General features: G+C 72.8%; 17 protein-coding genes and 1 pseudogene. All 18 read left to right on the forward strand.

The genetic code is table 11. The features are described from left to right. Positions 1 to 121: 121 nt before the first annotated feature. The 18 genes and pseudogenes from AAH979_RS35445 to dnaE all read left to right on the forward strand — a co-directional run bounded on the left by AAH979_RS35445 (position 122) and on the right by dnaE (position 21,808). On the forward strand, positions 122 to 1,594 hold the full coding sequence (locus AAH979_RS35445) for a putative peptidoglycan glycosyltransferase FtsW (protein WP_346262532.1): 1,473 nt from the start codon (positions 122 to 124) through the stop codon (positions 1,592 to 1,594). Continuing rightward, positions 1,594 to 2,700: an undecaprenyldiphospho-muramoylpentapeptide beta-N-acetylglucosaminyltransferase gene (gene murG, locus AAH979_RS35450; RefSeq protein WP_346262495.1), complete on the forward strand. Its 1,107-nt coding sequence runs from the start codon at positions 1,594 to 1,596 to the stop codon at positions 2,698 to 2,700. Before AAH979_RS35445 ends, murG begins: the two co-directional genes overlap by 1 nt. Positions 2,701 to 2,917: 217 nt before the next feature. Further along, positions 2,918 to 4,324, forward strand: a pseudogene (gene murC / locus AAH979_RS35455) (UDP-N-acetylmuramate--L-alanine ligase); the annotation flags it as partial. A gap of 101 nt (positions 4,325 to 4,425) precedes the next feature. Further along, positions 4,426 to 5,373: an FtsQ-type POTRA domain-containing protein gene (locus AAH979_RS35460; RefSeq protein ID WP_346262496.1), complete on the forward strand. Its 948-nt coding sequence runs from the start codon at positions 4,426 to 4,428 to the stop codon at positions 5,371 to 5,373. Positions 5,374 to 5,640: 267 nt separating this feature from the next. Continuing rightward, complete coding sequence (gene ftsZ, locus AAH979_RS35465; RefSeq protein ID WP_346262497.1) at positions 5,641 to 6,738, forward strand: cell division protein FtsZ; 1,098 nt, start codon at positions 5,641 to 5,643, stop codon at positions 6,736 to 6,738. An 8-nt stretch (positions 6,739 to 6,746) separates the two neighbouring features. Next, positions 6,747 to 7,496: a YggS family pyridoxal phosphate-dependent enzyme gene (locus AAH979_RS35470; protein WP_346262498.1), complete on the forward strand. Its 750-nt coding sequence runs from the start codon at positions 6,747 to 6,749 to the stop codon at positions 7,494 to 7,496. 193 nt (positions 7,497 to 7,689) lie between these two features. Beyond that, complete coding sequence (locus tag AAH979_RS35475; protein ID WP_346262499.1) at positions 7,690 to 8,394, forward strand: cell division protein SepF; 705 nt, start codon at positions 7,690 to 7,692, stop codon at positions 8,392 to 8,394. 29 nt (positions 8,395 to 8,423) lie between these two features. Next, complete coding sequence (locus AAH979_RS35480) at positions 8,424 to 8,720, forward strand: YggT family protein (RefSeq protein ID WP_318394615.1); 297 nt, start codon at positions 8,424 to 8,426, stop codon at positions 8,718 to 8,720. Between the two features lie 52 nt (positions 8,721 to 8,772). Continuing rightward, positions 8,773 to 9,582, forward strand: a complete 810-nt coding sequence (locus tag AAH979_RS35485) for a DivIVA domain-containing protein (protein WP_346262500.1) — start codon at positions 8,773 to 8,775, stop codon at positions 9,580 to 9,582. Between the two features lie 56 nt (positions 9,583 to 9,638). Continuing rightward, complete coding sequence (locus tag AAH979_RS35490) at positions 9,639 to 10,364, forward strand: hypothetical protein (protein WP_346262501.1); 726 nt, start codon at positions 9,639 to 9,641, stop codon at positions 10,362 to 10,364. Between the two features lie 60 nt (positions 10,365 to 10,424). Then, positions 10,425 to 10,730: a DUF167 domain-containing protein gene (locus AAH979_RS35495; protein ID WP_346262502.1), complete on the forward strand. Its 306-nt coding sequence runs from the start codon at positions 10,425 to 10,427 to the stop codon at positions 10,728 to 10,730. Between the two features lie 112 nt (positions 10,731 to 10,842). After that, positions 10,843 to 12,345, forward strand: a complete 1,503-nt coding sequence (locus tag AAH979_RS35500; protein ID WP_346262503.1) for a potassium/proton antiporter — start codon at positions 10,843 to 10,845, stop codon at positions 12,343 to 12,345. A 434-nt stretch (positions 12,346 to 12,779) separates the two neighbouring features. After that, on the forward strand, positions 12,780 to 13,199 hold the full coding sequence (locus tag AAH979_RS35505) for a TraR/DksA C4-type zinc finger protein (RefSeq protein ID WP_101367140.1): 420 nt from the start codon (positions 12,780 to 12,782) through the stop codon (positions 13,197 to 13,199). Positions 13,200 to 13,209: 10 nt separating this feature from the next. Further along, a complete protein-coding gene (gene lspA / locus AAH979_RS35510; protein WP_346262504.1) occupies positions 13,210 to 13,959 on the forward strand; it encodes a signal peptidase II in 750 nt (249 codons plus the stop codon). A gap of 23 nt (positions 13,960 to 13,982) precedes the next feature. Further along, positions 13,983 to 14,915 (forward strand): RluA family pseudouridine synthase, encoded by a 933-nt coding sequence (locus tag AAH979_RS35515; protein WP_346262533.1) that lies wholly within the window; start codon positions 13,983 to 13,985, stop codon positions 14,913 to 14,915. A 37-nt stretch (positions 14,916 to 14,952) separates the two neighbouring features. Continuing rightward, on the forward strand, positions 14,953 to 16,056 hold the full coding sequence (locus tag AAH979_RS35520) for a hypothetical protein (RefSeq protein WP_346262505.1): 1,104 nt from the start codon (positions 14,953 to 14,955) through the stop codon (positions 16,054 to 16,056). Between the two features lie 133 nt (positions 16,057 to 16,189). Then, the gene (locus AAH979_RS35525; RefSeq protein WP_346262506.1) at positions 16,190 to 17,938 is read left to right on the forward strand and encodes an AAA family ATPase; all 1,749 of its coding nucleotides are present in this window, start codon (positions 16,190 to 16,192) and stop codon (positions 17,936 to 17,938) included. A 330-nt stretch (positions 17,939 to 18,268) separates the two neighbouring features. Next, positions 18,269 to 21,808, forward strand: coding sequence for a DNA polymerase III subunit alpha (dnaE, locus tag AAH979_RS35530; protein WP_346262507.1), 3,540 nt, complete (start codon positions 18,269 to 18,271; stop codon positions 21,806 to 21,808). The last annotated feature ends 13 nt before the right edge of the window (positions 21,809 to 21,821 follow it).

Consider the following 21,821-nt stretch of genomic DNA (forward strand, 5'->3'; position numbering starts at 1 on the left):
ACGGCCGGAGAACTCCGCCGACGGCGACGGCCCTCCCGGGGTACGCCCGCAGAGCGGGCCGAGCGGCGCCCGGGGTGCCCCCGCCGGGGTACGCCCACCGGACGCCCCGGCCGGAGTCGGCCTGCCCCCGGCCGGGGTTGACCGGGCCTCGGCCGGGGTTGACCTGGGCGGTGGACTGGCCGCGCTGCGCGGGCTGCTGGCCCGGCCACTCGCCTCCTACTACCTGCTCATCTCCAGCTCCGGACTGCTGCTGCTGATCGGGCTGACGATGGTCTTCTCGGCGACCAGCGTCCGGGCGTCCGCCGCCGACGGCAACGCCTTCGCGATGGTCGCCAAGCAGGCACTCTTCGCGCTGATCGGGCTGGTGGCGTTCTGGATCTGCCAGCGCCTGCCGGCCCGCACCTTCCGGGCGCTCGGGCTGCCGACCCTCGGCGTCGCGGCGTTGCTGCTGGTGGTGCTGGACGTGCTGCACCTGTGGGACAAGCTCAACGGCGACCGGGACGCCGTCCTCGGCCCGCTGGAGGCCCGGCTGCTCTGGCTGTACATCGGTCCGATCCAGGTGCAGCCCTCCGAGCTGGCGAAGTTCGGGCTGGTGCTCTGGGGTGCGGACATGATCGCCCGCAAGGGCGCCGCGCTCGGCTGGTGGCGGGAGTTGACCACCCCGCTCTTCCCGGTGGTCGGCCTGCTCTTCCTGCTGGTCGGCTACAACGACCTGGGCACCATGCTCTGCCTGCTCGCCGTGGTGGTCGGGCTGCTCTGGGCGGCCGGCATCCGCAAGCGGGTCTTCGCCACCCTCTCGGTCTTCGGCCTGATCGGGGTTGGGCTGCTGGTCGCCGCCGCCTCGATCGGCGCCGGATCCGGTGAGGAGGGGGCCAGGAACTACCGGCTGGCCCGGCTCACCATGTTCTTCAACCCGCCGCCGCCGGACGAGTGCGGGCTCACCGACTGCTACCAATACCTCCAGGCCCGGTACGCGATCGACAACGGCGGCTGGTTCGGTGTCGGGCTGGGCAAGAGCAGCCTGAAGTGGAACTGGCTGCCCGAGGCGCACAACGACTTCATCTTCGCCATCCTCGCCGAGGATCTGGGGGTGGTGGGCTGCGCGGTGGTGCTGACCCTGTTCGCGGTGCTGGCGTACACCGGGTTGCGGATCGCCCGCCGGGTCGCCGATCCGTTCCGCCGGCTGGCCGCCACCGCCGCGACCGCCTGGCTGGTCAGCCAGGCGGTGATCAACATCGGCGGGGTGGTCGGGCTGCTGCCGATCACCGGCCTGCCGCTGCCGTTCATCTCCGACGGCGGCAGCGCCCTGGTGGTGACCCTTGCCGCGATCGGCATGCTCGCCTCGTTCGCCCGCGCCGAACCGGACGCCGCGCGGGCCCTGCACGCCCGTCCGGCGCCCCGATGGGTACGGCTACTCTGGGCCCCGTTGCCGCCGCTTCCCTCGGCGCGCCGCCGTGGGAAGCTACCCGCGCCGGCCCCCCGGGAGCCCGCATCCGGGTCCGGGACCGGGAGGCGACGGGAGCCCGAGGCCGGGCCAGCAGGTGGCCGGGCGAGGCGAGGGCGCGCCGGTACGGCGAGCGAGAGGAGACGCTGATGGGTCCGCTGCGGTCGGTGGTGCTAGCGGGAGGAGGCACGGGTGGGCACATTTACCCGTTGCTGGCCTTCGCCGACTGCCTGCGCCGGCACGACCCGGGGGTACGGATTACCTGCGTCGGCACCCCGAAAGGGTTGGAAAACGACCTGATTCCGCCGCACGGCTACGATCTGCGGCAGATCCCGGCCTATCAGCTCCCCCGGTCGGTCAACATGAACCTGATGCGTACGCCGGACCGGATGTGGAAAGCCGCCCGGGCCGCCGGAAAGGTGATCGACGAGGTACGCGCCAACGTCGTGATCGGGTTCGGCGGCTACGTCTCGGTGCCCGCCTACCTGGCGGCCTGGCGGCGGGAGCTGCCGATCGTGATCCACGAGGTGAACGTGCCGCCGGGGGTGGCCAACCGGCTCGGCATGAAGTTCACCAAGCACGTGGCGGTCGGCTTCCCGCACCAGCCGGCCCAGGCCGAGTCGCTGCGCAACGCCCGGGTGGTCGGGGTGCCGCTGCGGCGCGGCATCACCGCGCTCGACCGGGTGGCACACCGGGCGGCGGCACGCCGGCAGTTCGGCCTGCACCCGGATCTGCCGACCCTCTTCGTGGCCGGCGGTTCGCAGGGCGCCCGCTCGATCAACCTGGCGGTGGCCGGGGCGGCCAAGTCGCTCGCCGCCGCCGGCGTGCAGGTGCTGCACGTGATCGGCGCCCGCAACGAGCCGGTCCACGTCCCGCACGACCTGCCGGTGCCGTACGTGACCCTGCCGTACCTCTCCCAGATGGAGCTGGGCTACGCGGCCGCCGACCTGATGCTCGGCCGGGGCGGCGCGATGACCTGCGCCGAGGTGGCGGCGATCGGGCTGCCCACTGTCTACGTGCCGTACCCGCACAGCAACCAGGAGCAGAAGCGCAACGCCCTGCCGGTGGTGGAGGCCGGCGGCGGGCTGCTGGTCGACGACTCCGAGATGACGGCCGCCTGGGTCGAGCACACCGTGATCCCGCTGATCCGCGACCCGCGCCGGCTGGCCGCGATGGGCGCCGCCGCGGCCGCGTACGGCCGGCGTGACGGCGACGAGGCGCTGCTCGACTTCGTCTACGAGGCGGTGGCCCGGTGAGCGTGAGGAGTGAGCCGGGTTTGCGAGCCCCGCAGTCGCGAACGAAAGCCAGCCCGGTGAGCGTGAGGAGTGAGCCGGGTTTGCGAGCCCCGCAGTCGCGAACGGATGGCGGCACCGTGAGCGTGCCGGGCGTGCGCGGCGGGGCGGTCGCCAGATCGGGTGCGGCCGAGCTGGGCAAGCCGGTGACCCGACGGATTCCGAGTGGAAGGCTGGTGTCATGAACACCGCGCAGTTCAGTCCGGTCGGCACGCTGTCCGCCGAAGACCTGGGCAGCATCCACCTGATCGGGGTCGGCGGGGTCGGCATGAGCGGGCTGGCCCGGCTGCTGCTCACCCGGGGCCTCCGGGTCTCCGGCAGCGAGCTGCGGGAGTGGCCGGCGCTGGCCGGGCTGCGGGCGCTGGGCGGCACCATCCACATGAGCCACGCGCCGACCAACCTGGACGGCGTCGACACCGTGGTCTACTCCACCGCGATCCCGCAGGACCACCTGGAGCTGGTCGCCGCCCGGGAGCGCGGGCTGCGGGTGCTGCACCGGTCGGAGGCGCTGGCCGCCGCGATGACCGGCCGGCGCACCATCGCGGTCGCCGGTACGCACGGCAAGACCACCACCACCTCGATGGTGACGCTGATCCTCCAGCACGCCGGCCAGGACCCGTCGTTCGTGATCGGTGGCGAGATCTCCGAGGTCGGCTCGAACGCCCACCACGGCAGCGGGGAGTACTTCGTCGCCGAGGCCGACGAGAGCGACCGGTCCTTCCTGCTCTACCGGCCGTACGTCTCGATCATCACCAACATCGACGAGGACCACCTCAACACCTACGGCGACTACGCCGGCCTGGAGGAGGCGTTCGCCGACTTCGCCCGGCTGACCGACCCCGAGGGGTTCGTGGTGACCTGCGCGGACGACCCGGGCACCCGGCGGATGGCCGAGACGCTGCGCGCCGAGGGGCGGACCGTGCACACCTACGGCACGGCCGCCGACGCCGACCTGCGGCTGACCGACGTGGTCTCGTCGGCCGGCGGCGTACGCTATCTGGCCACCCTGCACGGCCAGTCGCTTGGCGAGGTCCGGCTGCCGGTGCCCGGCGCGCACATCGGGCTGAACAGCGCCTCGGCGGTGCTCACCGCCTGCAAGCTCGGCCTGCCGATGGACTCCGTGACCTCGACGCTCGCCTCCTTCCCCGGGGTACGCCGCCGGTTCGAGCGCAAGGGGGTGGCGGCCGGCGTCCAGGTCTACGACGAGTACGCCTACCACCCGACCTCGATGACCGCCGCGCTGAAGACCCTGCGCGAGGTGGCCGGCGACGGTCGGTTGATCGTCGTCTTCCAGCCGTACCGGGTCTACCGGACCCGGGACCTCCAGGCCGAACTGGCCACCGCGCTCGCCATCGCCGACGAGGTGGTGGTGCTGGAGGTCTTCGGCCCGGGCGAGGTCCGGGCGCCCGGCGAGGGCGGGGCGGCGCTGACCGACGCGATCGACCTGCCGGCCGGGCGGAAGGTCTTCCAGCCCTCCTGGGAGGACGTGCCGGCCGAGGTGGCCCGCCGGGCCCGCCGGGGTGACGTGGTGGTGACCATGGGCGCACCGCCGATCTCGCTGATGGGCGACGAACTGCTCGACGCGCTGGCCGGCGGCTCGGCCACCGGCCAGCCGACCGGGACGGCGGGCGGGGCCGGGCAGGAGGCCGGGGCGACCCCGCGCGGTGCCGGGGCAGCCAGCGACGCCGGATGAGCCCGGGCACGTCCCGGGGCCGGTCCGCGGGTCCGGCTCCGGGTGGTCGCTCCGGCGGACCCGGGCAGGGTGGCCGGGGAGCCGGTGGACGTGCCGCCGGCCGCTCCGCCCGGGGCGGTCCGGCCGTCGGCGGCGCCCGCTCCGGCGCGGGCCGTCCGGGGACCGGCCGGTCGGGTACGGGCCGTGCTGCCGGGCGGAGCTGGCGGCTGGTCCGGGCCGGGGCCGACGCGGTGCCGCCGTCGGTACGCCGGTTCACCCGCCGGGCCCGGCAGCGCCGGGTACGTGCGGCGCTGCCGTGGACGGTGCTCGCCGGGGTGCTGGTGCTCAGTCTGGCCGGTGCCGGGATCGTGTACGGTACCCCGCTCTTCGGCTTCCGCACGCTGCGGGTGGTCGGCGCCACCCTGGTCACCGACGACCAGGTACGCCAGGCGGCCCGGGTGACCGACGGCGTTCCGCTGGCCCGGGTCGACCTCGACGCGGTCCGGAACCGGGTCGCCGAGTTGCCGCCGGTGGCCCGGGTGACGGTGACCCGACAGTGGCCGAACACCCTGCGGGTCGAGGTGGTGGAACGCACCCCGGTCGCGGTGGTGCCGCAGAACCGGCGGTTCCTGGTGGTCGACGCGGCCGGGGTGGTCTTCCAGACCCGCTCGGACCGGCCGGCCGGGCTGCCGCTGGCCCGGCTGGGCACGCCCGGCCCCGACGACGCCGCTACCAAGGGGGCGTTGACCGTGCTCGCCAACCTGACCCCGGAGTTGCGGGACCGCCTCGTCGAGCTGGTGGTGGAGGGCCCGGCCCGGATCACCGTTAAGCTGCGCGGCGGCCGTACGGTGCTCTGGGGCGACGCGTCGCGCAGCGACACCAAGGCCCAGGTGGCGACGTCGTTGCTGGCGCGCGAGGGGGACACCATCGACGTCCGGACGCCGGACGTGGTGACCATCCGCTGACCGGCTTGACCGATCGGGCCGTCCGGCCGCCGGTCGGCTCGCCGGTGACGTTTGTCGGCGGGCGCGCCGACACGCCGCGCAGGTCCTTGGGTTCGGCCGCGCGTACGCATACGTTGCCCCGAGAGGATCAATGGTTGACATAACTGTAAGCCTCTAGTAGAGGGTGAGGGTTACCCTTCGCCTCGCGTACCGAATGGTTGTCGGCCTCGCTCCGGCCCGATCGCCGGGCGGGGTAGCGGCCGCCGAGATCGAAGGAAAGGACCGGCGATGACACCTCCGCACAACTACCTGGCGGTCATCAAGGTCGTCGGCATCGGCGGCGGCGGCGTCAACGCCGTGAACCGGATGATCGAGGTCGGGCTCAAGGGCGTCGAGTTCATCGCGATCAACACCGATGCCCAGGCCCTGCTGATGAGTGACGCCGACGTCAAGCTCGACGTGGGCCGGGAGCTGACCCGGGGGCTGGGCGCCGGCGCCAACCCGGACGTCGGCAAGAACGCCGCCGAGGACCACCGCGACGAGATCGAGGAGGTGCTCAAGGGCGCCGACATGGTCTTCGTGACCTGCGGCGAGGGCGGCGGTACGGGTACCGGCGGCGCGCCCGTGGTGGCGAACATCGCCCGCAAGCTGGGCGCCCTCACCATCGGCGTGGTGACCCGGCCGTTCTCGTTCGAGGGCAAGCGCCGGCAGGTGCAGGCCGAGGCCGGCATCGACGAGTTGCGCAACCAGTGCGACACCCTGATCGTCATCCCGAACGACCGGCTGCTCGCGCTCGGCGACCGTGGCATCAGCATGATGGACGCCTTCCGGCAGGCCGACCAGGTGCTGCTCTCCGGTGTGCAGGGGATCACCGACCTGATCACCACGCCGGGTCTGATCAACCTGGACTTCGCCGACGTCAAGAGCGTGATGAGCGGCGCGGGCAGCGCGCTGATGGGCATCGGCAGCGCCCGGGGGGACAACCGGGCGGTGGAGGCGGCCGAGGCGGCCATCTCCAGCCCGCTGCTGGAGCAGAGCATGGACGGTGCCCGGGGCGTGCTGCTCTCCATCGCCGGCGGCTCCGACCTCGGCCTCTTCGAGATCAACGACGCGGCGCAGTTGGTCACCGACGCCGCCCACCCGGATGCGAACATCATCTTCGGTGCCGTGATCGACGACGCGCTCGGCGACGAGGTCCGGGTGACGGTGATCGCGGCGGGCTTCGACGGCGGAGCCCCGGCGTACAAGCCGGTGGAGCAGGCCCGCAAGGTCACCCCGCCGGCCGTCGCGCCGGTCTCGCCGCCCACGCCGCCGCCGGCGCAGACCCCGCGTCGGGTGCTCTTCGACGACGTGGACGTGCCGGACTTTCTCAAGAACGGTTCCTGAGCCGCCAGATGACCGAACCACCCCTCCCGGCGCCGGACGACGCGCGCCGGGCAGAACTCGCGGCCAACCTGGCCCGGGTACGATCCCGGATCGACGCCGCCTGTGCCTCGGCCGGCCGGGATCCGGCCGACGTGACCATGGTCGCGGTGACCAAGACCTATCCGGCCTCCGACGTGGCGCTCCTGGCCGAGTTGGGCGTACGCGACGTGGGGGAGAACCGCGACCAGGAGGCCGCGCCGAAGGCGGCCGAGGTGGCGGCGACCGGTGCCCGGGTGCGCTGGCACTTCGTCGGGCAGCTCCAGCGCAACAAGGCCCGCTCCGTGATCCGGTACGCCGACCTGGTGCACTCGGTGGACAGCGTACGGCTGGCCGGCGCCCTCGCCGACGCGGCGGGGCGGCACCGGGAGCGGCCGCTGGACGTGCTGGTCCAGGTCAACCTGGACGGTGCGGCGGACCGGGGCGGTGCACTGGTCGCGGGGAACGACCCGGACCGGGGGGTCGACGCGGTCGCCGCGGCGGTGGCCGGGTCGGATCGGCTGCGCCTGGGCGGGGTGATGGCGGTCGCCCCGCTCGGAGCGGATCCGGAGCCCGCCTTCGCCACGTTGGCCGAGGTCGCCGCCGCGCTGCGGTCCGAATATCCGGGAGCGGTCGCGGTGTCGGCCGGGATGAGCGGTGACCTGGAGGCGGCGATCGCATACGGCGCGACACATGTGCGGATCGGCAGCGCGTTGCTCGGAATGCGTAGCACGCTGCGGTAGCCTGACAACCGGACACCAAACTACATCAGTGTTGTTTGAGGCGACATCCCCACTGGCGGGGGTCGGGGTGAGACCGGTTTCACGGTCGTGCCGGGGGTTGCCGTCTCGGGCCGGTGGGCACTGCAGTGTTCACGCGCGTGACAGGGGCACGGCACGGGGGGTGTGTGTCGCACGGCGGACGGAGGGGCGCGGGATGGGTGCACTGCGCAAGGCGGGGGTCTGGCTCGGCCTCGTCGAGGAGGACGACGAGCGGGCCTACGACGACGGTGGCTACGAGAAGAGTGGCTACCGCGAGTCGCGTTACCGGCAGAGCCGGTACGCCGACGAGTTCGCCGACGAGGACGAGGAGCAGGACGAGGCTCCACCGCCCCGGCCCCGGGCCGGTGAGCGGACCCGGCTGGCCGAGCGCAACGTCGGCCGTTCCGTCGAGCACGACCGCGCCGACGGTGACCGTCCGGAGCGGACTGAGCGCGCGGAGCGATCCAGCGTACGGTCGATCAGCCGGCCGAGCAGCGCCGAGCCGTCCAGCGCGCTGACGTACCAGACCCGGGACAATCTCGCGTTGGCCCCGCAGGCCCAGTTGCGTGAGCGGCCGGTGCCGGCCGAGCAGCCGGAGCAGCGCTACCAGATCACGACGCTGCACGTCACCACGTATCGTGAGGGCCGCACCATCGGCGAGCACTTCCGGGACGGCGTTCCGGTGATCATCAACCTCACCGAGATGGACGAGGCCGATGCCCGCCGATTGGTCGATTTCGCCGCCGGTCTGGCGTTCGGTCTGCGCGGTACGATCGAGCGCGTGACCAACCGGGTGTTCCTACTCTCACCGGCTAACGTCCAGGTCACCGCGGAGGACAAGGCCAAGATCGCTGAGGGTGGGTTTTTCAGCCTGAGCTAGCCCGACCGAGGGATCCGCCTGCCGTGTTTCTGCCCATCCTGTTTCAGGTCCTCTACCTGATTCTCTACGTCTTCCTCCTGGTGCTTTTGGCCCGGTTTGTCCTAAGTGCCGTCCTCCAGTACGGTCGTCGCTGGCAACCGAGCCGGGGGGCGGCGGCAGGAATGGAGTCGGTGTGGAGCGTCACTGATCCGCCTCTCAAGGCGTTGAGGCGTGTGATCCCTCCATTGCGAATTGGTACCGTGAGCATCGACCTGGCCTCCCTTGTGCTCCTGGTTATCCTGTTCGTGCTGATGGAGTTCGTGTTAAGGCCGTTGATCTTCAGTTGAACAACCTGGTGACCGGCGTGCCGCGCGGCCGCAACTGACCCGAGGAGTTTCGATGCCGCTGACCCCGGCCGACGTGCACAACGTCGCCTTCAAGAAGCCGCCTATCGGCAAGCGGGGGTATGACGAGGAGGAAGTCGACGCGTTTCTGGACGAGGTCGAGCGCGAGCTCGCCCGACTGATCGAAGAGAACAACGAACTGCGCGCCCAGGTGGAGCGCGGTGGCCGTGGCGGCGCGCCAGCCGGCCCGGGCCCCGACCCACGCCTGGCTGCCGAGCTCAACGACGTCAAGGCCCAGCTCGACCGGGTGCAGCGGGACAAGGCCCAGGCCGAGCAGGCCGCCCGGGCGATGCAGGCCGAACTGGAGCAGGTCCGGGCCCAGGGCGGCCCGGCGGTCGGCGGCGGCGACGGGGAGCAGCAGGCTCTCCGGGTGCTGATGATGGCGCAGCGCACGGCGGACGACCACGTCTCCGACGCGCGCCGCGAGGCGGACCAGCTCCTCTCCGAGGCGCGGACCAAGGCCGAGGAGGTCACCCGCGAGGCGCGGGCCAAGGCCGACGCGCTGGAGCGGGACGCCCGCCAGCGGCACCAGGAGGCCATGGGCGGCCTGGACGCCAAGCGCACCGCGCTGCAGAAGCACATCGAGGAGCTCAAGCAGTTCGAGCGCGAGTACCGCACCCGGCTCAAGGCATACCTGGAGAGCCAGTTGCGCGACCTCGACGGGCGTGGCCAGGGCCTGGAGGTGGAGATGACCCGGACCGACGGCAATCGGTCCGGCGGCAGCACCCCCGGCCTCGCCACCGCCGGCCTGGCGAACTCGTACGGCGGGAGCGGGCGCTCCGGCGCACTCGAGACCGGGCGCTGATCCCGTCAGGGACCAACGCCGTACGACAACCGGAACCGATGCGTCGGGGGTGAGCCGTGATAGTCGGCAGTCTGGTGCTCATCCTCGCCGCCGTCGCGCTGCTGGTGCTCGGCCTGGGCAGCGGGTCGAGTGGGCTGCTGATCAGCTCGATCGCGGTCAGCCTGCTGGCCGCCGTCGCACTGGTGGTGGGCGCCCGACAGGCGGCCGGGGTGCGGGACACGGCGGGCGGCATCGCTACGGACGGGCCCGATGACGACGGGCTGACCGCCCGGGGCGGCGGCGAGGCGGGCGACCCCCGCCGTCGCCGGCCACCGACCAGCACCCGGATGGCACCGACCGACCCCCGCCTCGGCGGCAACGGCGGGGCCGATCCGTTCCCTGAGAGCGGGTCGGTGCTGACCGAGCCCGTCGAGGTCACGGTCCCCGCCCAGGCCACCCGGCCCGGCGCCGACAACGACGACACCGGCTGGCGGCAACCGGCCGGCGCGTCGGAGGGGCCCGCGGCCGGTCCGGTCGGGCAGGGCGAGCCGGACGACGACGTCCCGGCGGACGAGCCGGCCCCCCAGCCGGTCTCCGAGGCCGACGCCGCGCTGGTCGCCGCGCTGCTCGACGACGTGTACGTCGTCGACGGTCGCCCGCGTTACCACCTTGCCGACTGTCCACACCTGTCCGGTCGGGAGAGCGAACCGCTTCCGGTGAGCGAGGCGGTGGAGCTCGGCTTCACCCCGTGTGGGCGCTGCGAGCCGGACACTGCCCTGCTCACCGATGCGCGCCGGGGCTGACGGCGGGGCGCCGGCGGCTTCCGGCGTGCCGGGAGCGCGGATAGTTCCGGTGTGCCCGCCGTGACCGAGACCGCAGCGCTGACCGTCGCGGTCCGGGTCAAGCCCGGCGCGTCCCGGGCCCGGGTCGGCGGTCGGTTCGACGGCCCGTACGGGCCCGCGCTGGTGATCGCCGTACATCCGCCGGCGGCCGACGGCCGGGCCACCGAGGCGGCCCGGCGAGCGCTCGCCGAGGCGCTCCGGCTGCGGCCGGCGGCGGTCAGCCTGCGTACCGGCGCGGCCAGCCGGGACAAACTTTTCCTGGTCGACGGGGCCGATCCCGACGTCGACGCGCGGTTGCGCCAGCTCCGCGACGGGCCCGTGCGGTGAACCCTCTGCCACCTCCGCTCGCGGTCCGCCCTGACCGCGAGGCAGGGCGGATGCGCCGAGCGGTCCAGGTCGACGAGGGTTCAGCGCGCGCCCGGCCCCGTGCGCGGCGGCCGTGACCGATCGGCTCGACGTCGCCCTGCTGATCGGCGCGGCGGTGCTGCTCGTCGCGGTCGGCGCGGTCCGGCTCTCGACCCGGCTCGGCGTGCCGAGCCTGCTGGTCTATCTCGCCATCGGGGTGGCGATCGGCGAGTCCGGCCTCGGCATCCGGTTCGACGACGCCGAGCTGACCCGGGCGCTCGGCTTCTGCGCGCTGATCGTGATCATCGCCGAGGGTGGCCTGACCGCCCGGTGGAGCACGCTGCGACCGGTACTCGGCATCTCCGTCACGCTGGCCACCGTCGGGGTGGTGGTCAGCATCGCGGTGGTCGGGGTGGTGGTGCACGTCCTGCTCGGCCTGGACTGGCGGCTCGCGCTGCTCTACGGCGCGGTGCTCTCCTCCACCGACGCGGCGGCGGTCTTCGCCACGCTGCGCTGGCTGCGGCTGCCACACCGGCTGGTGGCCACCCTGGAGGCCGAGTCGGGGATGAACGACGCCCCGGTGGTACTGCTGGTGGTGCTGCTCTCCACCTCGTCGCTGGCCGGCCACGTCTGGTGGTACGAGGTGCTGCTGGTCTGCTACGAGCTCGCCGTCGGCGCCGTACTCGGCTTCGCGGTGGGGATGCTCGGGCGGTGGACGCTGCGCCGGGCCGCCCTGCCGTCCTCCGGGCTCTATCCGATCGCCGCGGTCGGTCTCACCGTGCTCGCGTACGGGGTGGCCACCGTGTCGCACGCCTCCGGGTTCATCGCGGTCTACGTCGCCGGGGTGGTGCTGGGCAACTCGCGGTTGCCGCACCGGCAGGCGATCCTCGGCTTCGCCGACGGGCTGGCCTGGGTGGCCCAGATCGGCCTCTTCGTGCTGCTCGGCCTGCTCAGCGCCCCGGGCCGGCTGCAGGACGCGCTGCTGCCCGCCGTGGTCGCCGGGCTGGCACTGACCTTCCTGGCCCGGCCGCTGTCGGTGGTGGTCAGCGTGGCCGGATTCCGGGTGCGTCCACGGGAGCAGGCGTTCCTGTCCTGGGCCGGGTTGCGCGGCGCGGTGCCGATCGTGCTGGCCACGATCCCGCTCTCCGAGGGGCTGTCCGGCGCCGCCCAGCTCTTCGACACCGTCTTCGTACTGGTGGTGATCTTCACGCTGGTGCAGGCCGGCACCCTCGGCCCGGTGGCCCGCCGGCTGGGCATCGCCGCCCCGGCCGAGCTGACCGAACTGCGGGTGGAGACCGCTCCGCTGGAACGGATGCAGGCGGACCTGTTGCAGTTGGAGATCCCGCCGGGCTCCCGGCTGGTCGGCGTACACCTGGACGAGCTGCGGTTGCCGGTGGGTGCCTCGGTCACCCTGGTCTCCCGGGACGGCGTCGGGTTCGTGCCCGGCCAGGACACCCGGCTGAAGGTCGGTGACAGCCTGTTGATCGTGGCCACCGCCCGGGTCCGGGACGAGGTCGAGCGCCGGCTGCGGGCGGTGAACCGGCGCGGGCGGCTGGCCCGGTGGTTTGGGGAGTACGGCGACGAGCGCACCAAATAGTGCTATTGTTCCCTTTGCCCGGTTTACGGATTATTACGGGTTGAAATCGGTAACATCGGTGCGGCATGTTGTCGGACGTCTGTACGTTCCGTATTCTTGCCAACCTCCGGAGTGCGCGGCGTCCCGCCGCGCGCCCGTTTTGCAATTGGGGGACGTCGTGGTCGGACGGGCGAGGGTCGGAGGCAAGACAGCCGGAATGTCCGGTTCGTCGCTCGCGCCCGATGCCGCCCGGCAGCCCCGCACCGCCGCGCGGCACCGGCGACCGGCGCCCCCGGGACCCGGTGACGGTGGACCCCGTCGCCGGCAGTACCCCACCGGTCGCGCCCGCCGGAGCGACCGCACCGCGCAGGACCCGCCGGACCGTCACGGGAGCGTCGGAGGTTCCTGTCCAGGCACGGCCGATCGCCGCGGAGTCCGCGGCCGAGGGAGCGACGATGGCTAAGCCAGCAGAGACCAGGACCGCCGGCCGCAAGTCGGCACCGAAGACGTCGCGCAGCGCCGCGGAGACCGAGAAGATCCGCGCCGCACTGGCGGCCCGCCGGGACGAACTCCGTGCCGAGTACGATCAGACGCTGAGCGAGATCACCGAGCTGCAGCGCGACCGGTTGACCGACTCGGCCGGGGACGACCAGGCCGACACCGGCACCAAGACGTTCGAGCGGGAGCAGGAGATCTCCCTCGCCAACAGCATCCTGGAACGCATCACCCAGGTGGAGCGGGCCCTGGAGCGGCTTGACGAGGGCAGTTACGGCTGGTGCGAGCGGTGCGGCAATCCGATCCCGGTGGAGCGGCTCGCCGCGTTCCCCTCCGCCACGCTGTGCGTCTCGTGCAAGCAGTTGGAGGAGCGCCGGTGAGCCCCACCGGGTGGTGAATGGAGGAAAGGGACTCCTGCTGAATATCGACGACGAGCGGACGACCAACAACGACGGGCCGACCGCCGAGGCCCCGGCGGCCGGGTCCGGGCCGGATCGAGCCGCCCCGGGGCGGACCCGGCGGGTGGCCGTCGCGGTACTGCTGGCCACCGCCGTACTGGCCTGGCTCGCCGATCTCGGCACGAAGCACCTCGCCCTGGCGGCCCTCACCGACCGGGATCCGGTACGCCTGCTCGGCGGCGCGGTCTACCTGACCCTGACCCGCAACAGCGGAGCGGCGTTCAGTCTCGCCTCCGACCACACCTGGGTCTTCCCACTGGTTACCGCCGGGGTGATCGGCTGGATCGGCTGGATGGCGGCCCGGCTGCGCTCGCTGCCCTGGGCGATCTCGCTCGGTCTGGTGCTCGGCGGCGCCCTCGGCAACCTGACCGACCGGATCTTCCGGGCCCCCGGTCCCTTCGTCGGGCACGTCGTCGACATGGTCAGCCTCTTCGACCCGTACGGGCAGGTCTGGCCGATCTTCAACCTGGCGGACAGTGCCCTGGTCAGCGGCGTCGTCCTGGCGGTGCTACTGGAACTGGGCGGCCGGCAGCGGGACGGCACCCGGCTGCGCTCCCGGCCGAAGCGCACCGATCCGGGTTCAGGCACGCCGTCGAGCGGGCCCGGGCGGGACGGCAGCCGGACCTCCACGCCGGCCGCGAGCCGGACCGAGGCCGAAACCGAGCGACGGGACCTGTCGTGACCTCAATCTCCGACGCGGGTCCGATGCGGCCCGCTGGCGACCGCCGCTCCCTGCCGGTACCCGACGGACTCGACGGGATGCGGCTGGACCAGGCGGTGTCCCGGCTCTTCGGCCTCTCCCGCACGGTGGCGGCGGCACTGGTCGAGGCCGGTGACGCCCTCGTCGACGGTGCCGCCCGGCCCAAGTCCGACCGGGTCTCGGCCGGCTCGTGGCTGGAGGTGGTGCTGCCCGCGCCGCCCACCGCGCCGACCGTCATCGCCGAGACGGTGCCCGGACTGCGGGTGGTCTACTCCGACGACGACATCGTGGTGGTCGACAAGCCGGTCGGGGTGGCGGCGCATCCGAGCCCGGGGTGGGCCGGGCCGACGGTGATCGGCGGGCTGGCCGCGCTCGGGCACACCATCGCGACCAGCGGCGCCGCCGAGCGGCAGGGCATCGTGCACCGGCTGGACGTCGGCACCACCGGCGTGATGGTGGTGGCCAAGAGCGAGCAGGCGTACAGCCTGCTGAAACGGGCGTTCAAGGCCCGCGAGGTGGAGAAGCGCTACCACGCGGTGGTGCAGGGACACCTGGACCCGCTGCGCGGCACGGTCGACGCGCCGATCGACCGGCACCCGACCCACGACTACCGCTGGGCGGTGGTGGCCGGCGGCAAGCCGAGCATCACCCACTACGACACCCTGGAGGCGTTTCCGGCGGCCAGCCTGCTCGACGTACGGCTGGAGACCGGGCGTACGCACCAGATCCGGGTACACCTCTCCACCCTGCGGCACCCCTGTGTCGGTGATCTGACATACGGTGCCGATCCCACCCTGGCGGCCCGGCTCCGGCTCACCCGGCAGTGGCTGCACGCCCGCGAGCTGGCCTTCGCGCACCCCCGGACGGCCGAGCAGGTCCGGTTCGTCAGCGACTACCCTGACGACCTGGAAGTTGCACTCCGCATCCTGCGCGACTGACCGACCGGCAGGGATCACCCGACGAGGGAGTTCGTCCGTGCGCCTCGGCGACCTGTTGCGACAGTTGGACAGCCGACTGTTGCCGCCCCTGGCCCGGGGCATGACCCGACTCGGGCACGGCCGGCCGCGGCTGCGGCTGCTGACCACGGTCGCGCTGCTCTGCTCGGCGGCCGTACTGGTCACCGCCGTGTGGGCGGCCGATCGGCGGCCGCCCGGCGACCAGACCGTCGGCGAGGTCACCCGGGTCGGGGTGGTGCAGGGCGAGTCCATCCCCGGCTACCTGGAGGCGACCCGGGGGGAACTGCGGTCGCTGGTCGCGGCCGGCGCGGCCGACCCGGCGCAGCCGACGTACGCCTTGGTGACCATGTCGGCCTACCTGGCGCCGGACCGGCTGACCCCGGTGCTGACCGGGATCGGTGTCTCGGAGGTCTTCGCCCGGCTGTGGCGCCCCGGCACCCAGACCGAGATCGTGCGCATCCCGGCCCTGCGCCTCCCCGACGACGTGGTCGCCGGGATGTCGGAGGTCGCGGCGCGCAAGGACCGGGAGGCCCGGGACTACCAGGAGCGGGCCGCCGGGGTCACCGGCGACGGGCCGCAGGAGCAGGAGCTGCGCCGGTTCTACTCCAGCGGTGCCCGGGTCGCCGACGAGGAGGCCACCGCCTACCGGGCCCGGTGCTCGTGCGTCTACGCCGCCGTGGTGCGGGGCGAACCGGCCACACTGGAGCGGATCGCGGCCCGACCCGAGGTCCGCGCGGTGGACCCGGCGCCGGAGGTGCAGCGGCTGGACCGTACCGTCTTCACACCGCCGCTGCCCGAGCAGAAGGATGTGGCGCGTCCGCCGGCCGACGTGAGCCTGCCGGTGATCGACGGTGACGGTACCGACGGGCCGGACACCGGAGGTGAGCCGGACCCGGCCGTCCCGACGAGCTCGGCCGGCCCGCCGGCCGATTCGCCCGTCGCCCCGCCGGTCGTCGTGACCCCCGGCCCGGGCGGCCCCGGTGCGACCGAACCGCCGTCTACCCTGGACCCGCCGCCGAACCCGACGGCCGGTTCACCGCCGGTCGAGATACCGTCGGACCGGCCGCCGGTCGAGGCACCCCCGGTCGACCTGGCCAACACCGGGGAGAGCGGCGGAGCATGACAGTGGACGGCAGGATGGACGTCTGCGACGGCGGGCACGCCGACGGCGGTGGATGCGCTCCTAAGGTGGCCCGAATAGGGTTTGCTTCGTAGCCTGTCAGGGCGGGGACCGATGGTGCTGGGAGGGGCGAGCCGTGGACGGCACCGAGACCGGCTGGGGCCGGCCGGCGGAATCAGCGCCGCGTTGGCGTGCGCTGCTCGACCGGGCCCTGCACGGTGGCCGGACCGACGAGCAGCAGGTTCTCGACGAACGACCCGGGTCCGAACCGGCCGTCGAGGGCGGCCACGCCGCCGGCCGGCACGCCGGCAACGGCTATCCCGGCAGGCCGGAGGCGGAGCCGCGGACGTCCACTCCCGGCCACCCCGCCGCGCCCGGATATCCGCCCGCGCCCGGATACGGCGGTGCCGCGGGCGGCCATCCGAGCGAGTCCCGCTACGCCGCGCTGGAGAACGGCTACCGGCCCGATCCCGGCTTCGGCGCCGGGCGACCGGCCGACTCCGGTTACCGGCCCGGCCCGGGTCATCCCGCCGAGCCGGGCGTCCGGCCCGGCCCGGACTACCGGTCGGGCGCCGACCGGCGGGAGCCCGACCATCCGTCCGGCGGCTACCGGCCCGACCTCGGCTACCGGCCCGACCCCGGCCACCGGCCCGAGCCGATGGAGCCCTACCGGCCCGAGCCGGCCGGCCCGGACTATCCGGGCGAGTCCCGCTACGCGGCGCTCGGCAGCGGCTACCAGCCTCCGCCGCCGGTGGTGCCGGCGCCGCGTCCGGCCCTGCCCGGCCCGCCGACCCCGGCCCGCCGCCCCGACCCGGGGGCCGCGCCGGCCCTGCCGCAGCGGGCGGTGCCGCCCCCCGCCACCGGTCGGTCGCTGCCGGCGCCGCGTACCTCGCTGGCGCCGCCGGCCGCTCCGCCCATGGCACCGCCGGCCGCTCCGCCCACGGCCCCGCCACCCGGCCCGGCACCGGCGCATCCGCCGGCCGCCGGGTATCCGGCGGCGGACGTCGGGTACGCCCCGGTGGCCCGCCGGGCCAGCGTCGATCCCTATCCGAGCCGGCAACCGCGGTCGGCCGACCCCGAGGTGGAACGCGCCCGCAACGTGCTCCGCCGCGAACTCGGCTCACCCCGGGTGGTCGCCTTCGCCAACCCGAAGGGCGGGGTGCACAAGACCACGGCGACGGTGCTGGCCGCCGCGACGGTGGGCAGCGTACGCGGCCGTGGCGTGCTGGCCTGGGACGACAACGAACTGCGCGGCACCCTCGGCCTGCGGGCCGGCAGCGCCCGGCACGCCCGGACGATCCGGCACCTGGTCGCCGACCTGATCCAGATCGAGGCGCTGCCCAGCAACCAGCTGATCGACCGGCTCGACGACTATCTCCGGCACGCCTCCGACGGCTCGTACGACGTGCTGGCCGGCGAGGAGAGCCCCCGGTTCGCCCAGCGCCTCGACCAGCACACCGTCCGGCGGGTGCTGGAGCTGCTCCGCCGCACCCACGACGTGATCTGCGTGGACACCGGCAACAACGTGGAGAGCTCCAACTGGCAGACGGTGCTGCGCGCCGCCGACCAGCTGGTGGTCACCACGGTGCCCCGGGAGGACGCCGCGTTCACCGCCGACTGGATGCTCGACCTGCTGCACGACATCGGGATGAGCGAGCTGGCGGACAACGCGGTCACCCTGCTCTCCTGCCCGACCCCGGGCCGGTCTCCGCTGCTCGACGACCTGTTGCGGCACTTCGCCACCCGGACCCGTGCGGTGGCGGTGGTGCCGTACGACCCGGCGCTGGAGACCGGCTCGTCGATCGAGTACGCCCACCTGGCGCAGGAGACCCGGGACGCCTGGCTCCAGGCGGCGTCGATGATGCTGGAGCCGTTCGCCCGCTGACCCGGCACCGTGCCGTCCGGATGTGGTCCGGTCGCCGGTCCGGCCGGGACGAACCGGTCGGAGGACCGGCCCGGAGGCGGAATGTGGGACAGCTCGCCCGGACGGGTGTCAAGCCTGGAGACCGCGCGGCCCGGGGACTAGGCTCGGGGGCCGGCGGTCGCGCGTCGGGGTACGCGCCCTGCCGTCGGGGCACGGATCGTGCCGTCCGGCCTGCGCTCGCCAGGCGCTGCGTGGTGCCGTGTGGGGGATGCGTCGCTGGGTGACCGGCAGCCGCCGTCGACCATTCGTCGGCGGGCCGGCCGGCGGCCGCGTGAGGGAAGGGGGCCCTGGGTGTCTGACTCGTTCGTGCACCTGCATGTGCACACCGAGTATTCGATGCTCGACGGGGCCGCCCGGCTCAAGGAGTTGTTCGCCGAGACCGACCGGCTGGGCATGCCGGCGCTGGCCATGACCGACCACGGCAACCTCTTCGGCGCGTACGACTTCCACAAGCAGGCCACGGCCGCCGGGGTGAAGCCGATCATCGGCAGCGAGATGTACCTGACGCCGGGGACCGACCGGCGGGAGCGGACCCGGGTTCGGTGGGCGGACGGTGGCGAGAACGACGTCTCCGGCGGTGGCGCGTACACCCACATGACCATGCTGGCGGGGGACGCCGACGGGCTGCGCAACCTGTTCCGGTTGCAGTCCCGGGCCAGCCTGGAGGGTTACTACTTCAAGCCGCGGGCCGACCGGGAGCTGCTGCACCAGTACGGCAAGGGGATCATCGCCACCACCGGCTGCCCGTCGGGCGAGGTGCAGACCTGGCTGCGGATCGGGAACTTCGACAAGGCGTGCGAGTCGGCGGCGGAGTTCCGGGACATCTTCGGGGCGGAGAACTACTACCTGGAGGTGATGGACCACGGGCTCGACATCGAGACCCGGATCCGCCAGGACCTGCTCCGGCTGGGCAAGAAGCTCAACCTGAAGCCGGTGGCCACCAACGACCTGCACTACACGTACGAGAAGGACGCGGACGCGCACGAGGTGCTGCTCTGCGTGCAATCCGGCTCGACGCTGGCCGACCCGAAGCGGTTCAAGTTCGACGCCCGGGACTTCTACCTGAAGTCGCCGGCCGAGATGCGCGCGCTGTGGGACTCGGAGGTGCCGGGGGCCTGCGACAGCACGTTGGAGATCGCGGAGCGGATCGGCGACTACTCCGAGCTGTTCGCGCCGCGCAACCTGATGCCGCAGTTCCCGGTGCCGGCGGGGGAGACCGAGGAGACCTTCCTGCGCAAGGAGGTGATGCGCGGGCTGGAGCGGCGGTTCCCGGGCGGGGTGCCGGAGGACCGGCGCCGGCAGGCGGAGTACGAGCTCGACGTCATCCTCAAGATGGGCTTCCCGGGTTACTTCCTGGTCGTCGCCGACCTGGTCGCGTACGCGAAGCGGGAGGGGATCCGGGTCGGGCCGGGGCGTGGTTCGGCGGCGGGTGCGCTGATCGCGTACGCGCTCGGCATCACCGAGCTGGACCCGATGGCGCACGGCCTGCTCTTCGAGCGGTTCCTCAACCCGGATCGCGTGTCGATGCCCGACATCGACATGGACTTCGACGAGCGTAGGCGCGGCGACATGATCCGTTACGCCACGGAGAAGTACGGCGAGGAGCGGGTCGCGCAGATCATCACGTACGGCACGATCAAGGCCAAGGCGGCGATCAAGGACGCGGCCCGGGTCCTCGGTTATCCGTTCGCGATGGGTGACCGGATCACCAAGGCGATGCCCCCGGCGGTGATGGGCAAGGACATCCCGCTCGGCGGCATCTTCGACCCGGGCCACCCGCGCTACCAGGAGGCTGCCGAGTTCCGGCAGCTCTACGACGGTGACGGCGAGGTACGCAAGGTCGTCGACACCGCCAAGGGCCTGGAGGGGCTGAAGCGGCAGTGGGGGGTGCACGCGGCCGGGGTGATCCTGTCCCGGGATCCGCTGGTGGACGTGCTGCCGATCCAGAAGCGGGAGCAGGACGGCTCGATCATCACCCAGTGGGACATGGGTGCCTGCGAGACCATCGGTCTGCTCAAGATGGACTTCCTGGGCCTGCGCAACCTGACCATCATGGACGACGCGCTGGAGGCGATCCGGGAGAACCGGGGCGAGGACCTGGTCCTGGAGGACCTGCCGCTGGACGACAAGGCGACGTACGCGCTGCTCGGCCGGGGTGACACCCTGGGGGTGTTCCAGTTCGACGGCGGTCCGATGCGGGCGCTGCTGCGGTCGATGGCGCCGGACAACTTCGAGGACATCTCCGCGGTCGGCGCGCTCTACCGGCCCGGCCCGATGGGTGCGAACGCGCACAACGAGTACGCCGACCGCAAGAACAACCGCAAGCCGGTGGTGCCGATCCACCCCGAACTCGCCGAGTCCCTGGAAGAGATCCTGGGCGACACCTACGGGCTGATCGTCTACCAGGAGCAGGTCATGGCGATCGCGCAGAAGGTGGCCGGCTACTCGCTCGGCAAGGCCGACCTGCTGCGCCGGGCGATGGGCAAGAAGAAGAAGGAGATCCTCGACAAGGAGTTCGCGCCGTTCGCCGCCGGCATGAAGGACAACGGCTACAGCGACGCGGCGATCAAGACGCTCTGGGACATCCTGGTCCCGTTCTCCGACTACGCGTTCAACAAGGCGCACAGCGCGGCGTACGGGGTGGTCTCCTACTGGACCGCCTACCTGAAGGCGAACTATCCGGCGGAGTACATGAGCGCGCTGCTCACCTCCGTCGGCGACGACAAGGACAAGTCGGCGGTCTATCTGGCCGAGTGCCGGCGGATGGGCATCAAGGTGCTGCCGCCGGACGTCAACGAGTCCAGCGCCCGGTTCGCCGCGGTCGGCCAGGACATCCGGTTCGGGCTGGCCGCCGTCCGCAACGTCGGCGCGAACGTGGTCGAGTCGATCCGGCGGGCCCGCAAGGAGAAGGGCAATTTCACCGACTTCTACGACTATCTGCGCAAGGTCGACGCGGTGGCCTGCAACAAGAAGACCGTCGAATCGCTGATCAAGGCGGGTGCGTTCGACTCGCTGGGGCACACCCGCAAGGGGTTGCTCGCCGTGCACACCGACGCGATCGACTCGTTCATCGCGCTCAAGCGCAACGAGGCGGTCGGCCAGTACGACCTCTTCGGCGACGCGTTCGGCGGCGGTGGTGACGGCGGCGCCGGTGGCGGCATGGTGGTGACCCCGCCGATCCCGACCGGCGAGTGGGACAAGACCGACCTGCTCACCTTCGAACGCGAGATGCTGGGCCTCTACGTCTCCGACCATCCGCTCTTCGGCGTCGAGCACGTCCTCGCCGCCGCCGCCGACATGTCCATCGCGGCGCTCGCCGAGGAGGGCGGGGTCGCCGACGGGCAGGTGGTCAACCTGGCCGGCATCCTCTCGGGGGTGCAGCGCCGGATCACCAAGCAGGGCCGGGCCTGGGCCTCGGCCACCCTGGAGGATCTCGGCGGCGCGGTCGAGGTGCTCTTCTTCCCGAACACCTACGAGCTGGTCGGGCAGTACATCGCCGAGGACGCGATCGTGGTGGTCAAGGGCCGGGTCGACCGGCGCGACGATCAGCCCCGGCTGATGGCGATGGACCTGTCGATGCCCGACATCACCGCGGCGGACGAGGTCAAGCCGGTGGTACTGGCCCTGCCGCCGTCCCGCTGCACGCCGCCGCTGGTGGAACGGCTGCGCGAGGTGTTGACCAGCCATCCCGGCTCGGCCGAGGTGCACGTCAAACTCGTCAACGGCTCCCGGGCCACCCTGCTGCGACTCAGCCCGCTCCGGGTCGCCCCCACCACGGCGCTGATGGCCGACCTCAAGGCGCTGCTCGGGCCGAGCGCCGTGGCGGGCTGAGCCGCGCCGGGCC

The sequence above is a fragment of the Plantactinospora sp. ZYX-F-223 genome, assembly GCF_039649625.1.
GTDB lineage: Bacteria > Actinomycetota > Actinomycetes > Mycobacteriales > Micromonosporaceae > Plantactinospora.